General features: G+C 45.0%; 1 protein-coding gene. It reads left to right on the forward strand.

Annotated elements, in window-relative coordinates:
• Positions 1-775 (forward strand): TolB family protein (locus tag A3756_RS26920; protein ID WP_368664552.1); only part of this gene is annotated, 775 nt, incomplete at both ends.

Below are 775 nucleotides of genomic sequence, written 5' to 3' on the forward strand. Positions count from 1 at the left end.
AATGATGAGGGCGAAGTTGAGCCAGATAATGCTGCTGAGCCGCAATCGTTTCGTCCTGGTGCTGTTTTATACCTAAAGCAAAAAGCATCACTTGATGCTCAAACGGTGGATATTTCTTCGGCAGCCTTTGCTGATGAATCGTTCTTAAACGACGACGGTGAGCTGCTCTACGATGTACGTGACCTCAGTACTTCTTATGATGGTAAGAAACTACTCTTCTCGATGCGTGCGCCAGAGATAGAGAATGCCGATGAAGAAGATCAGCCTACTTGGAATATCTGGGAATATAATATAGAGAGCAGCACGCTCCGCCGTATTTTTGATAGTACGCTGAATGTCAGGGCTGAAGATGGGCATGATATTTCACCCAGCTACCTTCCAGGTGATCGTATCTTATTTACTTCAACGCGCCAGACGCGTGCCAAGGCTGTTTTATTGAATGAAGGTAAGACGGGTTATCCTGCACTTGATGAAGAGCGAAATGTACACGCCTTTAACCTTCATATTATGGATGGTGATGGACAAAATATTCAGCAACTTACCTTTAACCAAAGCCACGATCTAGACCCTATCCTGTTGAATAACGGCAAAGTCCTGTTTTCTCGTTGGGACAACGCGGGGCAAACACGAAACAATGGTGTTAACTTATACGAGATTAACCCCGACGGTACAGGCTTGAATTACCTCTATGGCCGCCATTCCCATGATTCAGGTGAAGACGGTGACCAAGTTCAGTTCTTGAAACCTAAAGAGTTAGAAAACGGTAATATTGCGG

The sequence above is a fragment of the Oleiphilus sp. HI0086 genome, assembly GCF_001635225.1.